The organism is Mycobacterium sp. (genome assembly GCF_035499775.1).
GTDB lineage: Bacteria > Actinomycetota > Actinomycetes > Mycobacteriales > Mycobacteriaceae > Mycobacterium.
The window spans coordinates 1-4,746 of the sequence record NZ_DATJYB010000025.1 but is presented as its reverse complement, the minus strand read 5'-3'; the positions used below and the strand labels follow the sequence as shown (position 1 = coordinate 4,746).

Here is a 4,746-nt window from a genome sequence, read left to right as displayed (position 1 = left end):
GTGGCGGTGGTGCCCTTGGTCGAGTCGGCCTTGGCCGCTGCCACCGAAGCGGCGGGCTTGGCGAGCGACGACAGGTCGCCCATCGAGCCGACGACCGTCTTGTCGGAATCGTCCTCCTCGGACTTGCCTTCCAGCGCGCGCTTGAGCGCGATGCTGAATTCCTTGGCGCTCTGGTAGCGCCCCTCGACCGTCTTCGACAGCGCCTTGTTGACGACGTTGTCGAACAGCGGCGAGATCGTATTGTTGATCGACGAGGGCAGCGGCGGATGGTCCTGGATGATCTTCTTCGCGATGGTCCAGGCGCCCGAGCCGGTGAACGGTTTCTCGCCGGTCAGGAACTGGTAGAGGATGATGCCGGCCGAAAAGATGTCCGTGCGCCGGTCGACGTTGCCGCCGGTAATCTGCTCGGGCGACATGTAGGCCGGGGTACCCACCATCGTGCCGGCCTGCGTCTTTTCCGCGGCCGAACGGTCGTCGGAAACGCGCGCGACGCCGAAGTCGGCCAGCTTGACGCGCGCCTGGCCGTCCAGCATCACGTTGGCCGGCTTGATGTCGCGGTGCACGATGCCGCCCTCGTGCGCGAAATCGAGCGCATCGAGCAGCTCGCACATGATGCGCACTGCTTCCTTCAGTTCGAAGCGCTCGTTGGCGTCGAAGAAGTTCTTGAGCTCCTTGCCCTTGATGAACTCCATGACGATGTAGGCGACCTGCGATTCCTCGCCGAAGTCGTACACCTGCACGATATGGGGATGGTTGAGGCGCGCGACGGCCTGGGCCTCGCGCATGAACCGCATCGAATATTCCTTGGCGGCATCATCGTCATCCATGTGCCCCTTGAGAATCGTCTTGATCGCCACCTTGCGGTGCAGCTTGGGGTCCATCCCTTCATAGACGATGCCCATCGCGCCCTTGCCCAGAACACGGGTCAGGTCGTAGCGGCCCAGTTGCTTGAGTTGCTCAGCAGGCGACGACATCGGCCTCCCGAACGGAACTAAGCATCAGATTTTTCGGGCGATTTACCACAACTCGATATTATCTTGACGCGGCGGGGTTAAGACAAGGGCAGAAGTCGCACTCTTTTAACCCGATCCGGCCGCCCGGAATAGCCTGCGGGATCATTTGGTTGTCATGCGCGGGAGGGGCTTGTCGATCTCGACCCCCTGCTCCCGCGCCTTCTGGTACCAGTACAGGGCGGTTTGATAGTCACGCTGCACCGCCGTGTTCCCCTTGTCGTAGATCTGCCCCAGCTTGCGCTGGGCGACCCCGTAGCCAGCCTCGCCCGCCTCCAGATAGGCCTTCAGCGCGCCCTGGTCGTCTCCCTTGTGCTCCAGCGCAAGGCCTTCCCGGTAGCGCCGTATCGCGTCCTCGCGGCCGGGAGATGGCGTGGGAACCATCTTTGCGGCGGGCTTGGCGGACGCCAACGGGGGTGCCGCCCCAGGTTTGGCGGCAATCAGGCTAGCCACCTGCCGGTCGGCCTCGGCGGGGTCAATAGCGGCCACCACCTCGCGTGGCGGAATGGCGAGAACGGTTCCGACCTCGAGCTTGTTGATATCGCCGCCTGGAAACGCGTTCGGATTGGCGCGGAAGATCGCCAGAATCATCTGATTGCGGCTGACGCCCTCGTGCTTGGCCTTGCGCGCGACCGCGAACAGCGTATCTCCCCGCCGTACCTCGTGCGTCGGTTTGATCTGGGCCCGCGCCGCCAGGGGCAGCACCGCCGCGCAGGCCAGCATCAAGGCGGCCAGGCTGCGGCGCGACGTCATTCGCAGTAGTACTCGAGTATGTCGGTGGCGGTTGTTTTCGACTGGCCGAAGGCAATCCAGCCACGGCCGCGCAGCGTGAACTCTTCCCGGCGCAGTACGACCTCCCGGTCGCCCTCCACCATCACGAAGGTGCCGTTGGCGCTATGGTCTGTGAGAACGAACTTGTCCAGGCGGCGCTCGATCTTGCCGTGCGAGCGCGAAGCCATCCGGTCCGTGATCACGAGGTCGGCGGAGGCGTCGCGCCCCATCGACACCGCGGTCAGATCGTCGGTCAGCAAGTGTTCCTTGCCCTGCAGCAGGAGGCGCAGCGTGGTCTTCTTCGGCTTGTACACCGAACGCGCGGCCGCCATGGTGGTGGCATCCTCGCTCTGCTGCCACATCAGCTCGTAGACCTCGACCTCGGCCGCCTTGCCCTTGATCTGGATGGCGGTGATCTTGCGGGTGGCCGATTTCAGCATCGGCGCCATGTGCATCACCGTGTCCCGCGCGGTGATGATCTGCCCTTTCACTGCGACATGCGACAGGCGCGAGGCAACGTTGACCGCGTCGCCGAAGATGTCGCCGTCGGCCTGGACCACGATCGGCCCCCAATTGAAGCCGATACGGATGCCGATCTTGGTGTTGCCGACCGGCTTGAGCTCGTTGATGGCTTCCTGCATCTGGATCGCAGCGTCGGCCGCGGCGTCGGCGCTGGGAAACGAGGACATGACTTCGTCGCCGATGGTCTTGATGACGCGGCCCTTGGCCGCTTCCGTGCGCTCGCGCATGATGCGCACGCACTCGTCGATCGCGGCTTTGGCGACCTGGTCGCCCGCGGTTTCGTAGAGTTTGGTGCTGCCGCTTACGTCGGCGAAAAGCACGGCGGCTTGCGCTTGCTGCTCGGCCATCTTTCTGCTTCCGTTCCCCTCTGGATACGCCCGCTATCCCGGCAATTTTACACGGCCCAAAAGAAAGGGGCGCCGACGCGCCCCCCGTTCCGCTTTCCCGCTCCTGGAATATCCCCGGGGGCGGCTAATTGGTGCAGGCCTCCCCTTCCCGGCTATCGTTAAAGCAGTGCGGTACCGATATGCCGACGCCTTGCAGCCTGTGGTCGATCGGCGGCAGCGTGCCGACATCGCCGGCGAAACCATACTCGATCTGCTCTACCACGCTATCCGTCCCGAAGGTGTTCGCCGCCTCCTTCGCCGCTGACTGCGCCGCGGTAGCGGACGCGGTCGAAGCGGCCGATGCGGCCTGCGACTCGAGGGTGCTCTGCTTCAGGCTGACCCCGCCTACCGTCACGCCGATGTCCGAGCCCGAGGGCGTAGCCACCGTGTTGCTGATAATCGCGCCGCCGAAGGAGTAGTTGCCGTTCACCCCGCTCAGACCAAAGTTGCTCACGTCCAAGGTGATGCTGTTGTTTACGGGAATCGTCGTCTGCGCATTGAGAATGAGGTCGCCCGTCGTGATCGTCGTGTTTCCCGTGAAGCTGTTCGCGCTGAGCCTCACCGCGCCCGTGGTGTTGGAAGTCGCGGTAATGTCCGCGCCGGCGCCGAAGGAAATGTTGCCGGCCGGCGGAATCTTCGTCTGGTCCGGGAAGGTGCTCGGCGGCGTCGAGGGGACAGTGCCCGCCACCGTGAACGCCGTCAGCGGCGTCGTGCCGCCGATGGCGCCGCCAAGCGCGACGTTGCCGGTGGTGGCAATCACAAGCGACGTTGCACCGTTGACCGTGCCGCCCAGATTGATGGTACCCCCGCCCGTCGATTGCAGGGTCGTCGCGCCGCCCAGGGTGATTGGGCCGCCGTAGCTCTGGCCGCCGCCGCTGCCGATGGAGCCCGTCAGCGTCGAACTGCCGGTGACCGCAATTGCGCCGGCCACACTTCCGCCGCCTGTGATATTGGCGTTGCCGGTGTCGGTCAGGTTCTCGAACGAGGACCAACTGAAGCCGCCGCCCGTTCCGGAGTTGGCGCCCGTCAGCGTCCAAGTGACGTTCGTACCCGTCACCGTGTCCGTGTTCGGGCTGCCGACGACCGAGGTCACGCCGGTGAACGACGCCATGCCAGGCAGTGAAGGCGTCGTCACGTTGAAAGTCACCGGCACGAGATAGCTGGCGTAACTGACCGTGGCTGTGTTCACCGTTCCAGTCACCGTGCCAGCCGTGCCCATATTCAGCGTGCCGGCACCGCCCATGCTGACGTTGCCGCCGACGTTGCCGGCAGCCGCACCCAGAGTCACCAGGCCGCCGGCCGTAGTGACGTTGCCCGAGATTCCGCCCGTCGTCGCGCCGGTCATGGTGACCGTCGCCGCGCCCGAGTCGTTGATGTTTTCAAACGAACTCACCGCGATGCCGCCGGCGGTGAACGTACCCTTGGTCGTCGTGTTGAAGGTGTTGTAGGTCGCGCCCGTACCTGTGACCGTGTCGCTTGCTGCGCTGCCTGTGACAGAGTTGATGCCGCTGTACGTTCCGCCGATTCCCGTAGTTGTGGCTATTCCTGGAGCAGTTACGTTGAGCGTCACGGCACCGCCCGTATATGCAGAGTAATCGAGCGAATTGGTGCCTGTGCCACCCGCGATGTTTCCGCTGACACCCGCAGTGGCGCCATTGAACGCGAACGTATCGTTTGCCGTCCCGCCCGTCAGATTGCCTATCTGGGTGAAGCCCCCCGTGATTGCTGCCATGTTGCCAGCGTCGGCCGCAGTGATGGTCCAAGTCGTGTTCACATTGGCACCAGTCAGCGTATTGCTGCCGCCGCCGCCCGCGAGCGAGCCGCTCAATGTGCCGCCCGCCAGCGTGAAGCTGTCAGCCCCCGAACCACCGATCAGGCTGCCGATCTGCGTGAAGCCGCCCGTGACCCCGGTAACCGTACCGGCATCAGCCGCCGTCACCGTCCAGGCGGTGGTCGCGTTAGCACCAGTCAGCGTGTTGGCCCCGCCTCCGCCGGTGATCGAACCGCTCAGCGTGCTCCCCAGCGTGAAGCTGTCCGCCGCTGCGTTGCCAATCAGG

At 64.6% G+C, this 4,746-nt stretch carries 4 protein-coding genes; all 4 read right to left on the bottom strand.

Annotation, left to right across the window (positions count from 1 at the left end; translation table 11 throughout):
* The coding region (locus VML93_RS01525) for a serine/threonine-protein kinase (RefSeq protein ID WP_325606953.1) at positions 1-974 on the bottom strand (974 nt) is incomplete at its 3' end.
* Between the two features lie 141 nt (positions 975-1,115).
* Positions 1,116-1,763 (bottom strand): FimV/HubP family polar landmark protein, encoded by a 648-nt coding sequence (locus tag VML93_RS01520; RefSeq protein ID WP_325606952.1) that lies wholly within the window; start codon positions 1,761-1,763, stop codon positions 1,116-1,118.
* On the bottom strand, positions 1,760-2,650 hold the full coding sequence (locus VML93_RS01515; protein WP_325606950.1) for an adenylate/guanylate cyclase domain-containing protein: 891 nt from the start codon (positions 2,648-2,650) through the stop codon (positions 1,760-1,762). The genes VML93_RS01520 and VML93_RS01515 overlap by 4 nt, the downstream gene beginning before the upstream one ends.
* Before the next feature lie 124 nt (positions 2,651-2,774).
* Positions 2,775-4,746 (bottom strand): hypothetical protein (locus VML93_RS01510; protein WP_325606949.1); only part of this gene is annotated, 1,972 nt, incomplete at its 5' end.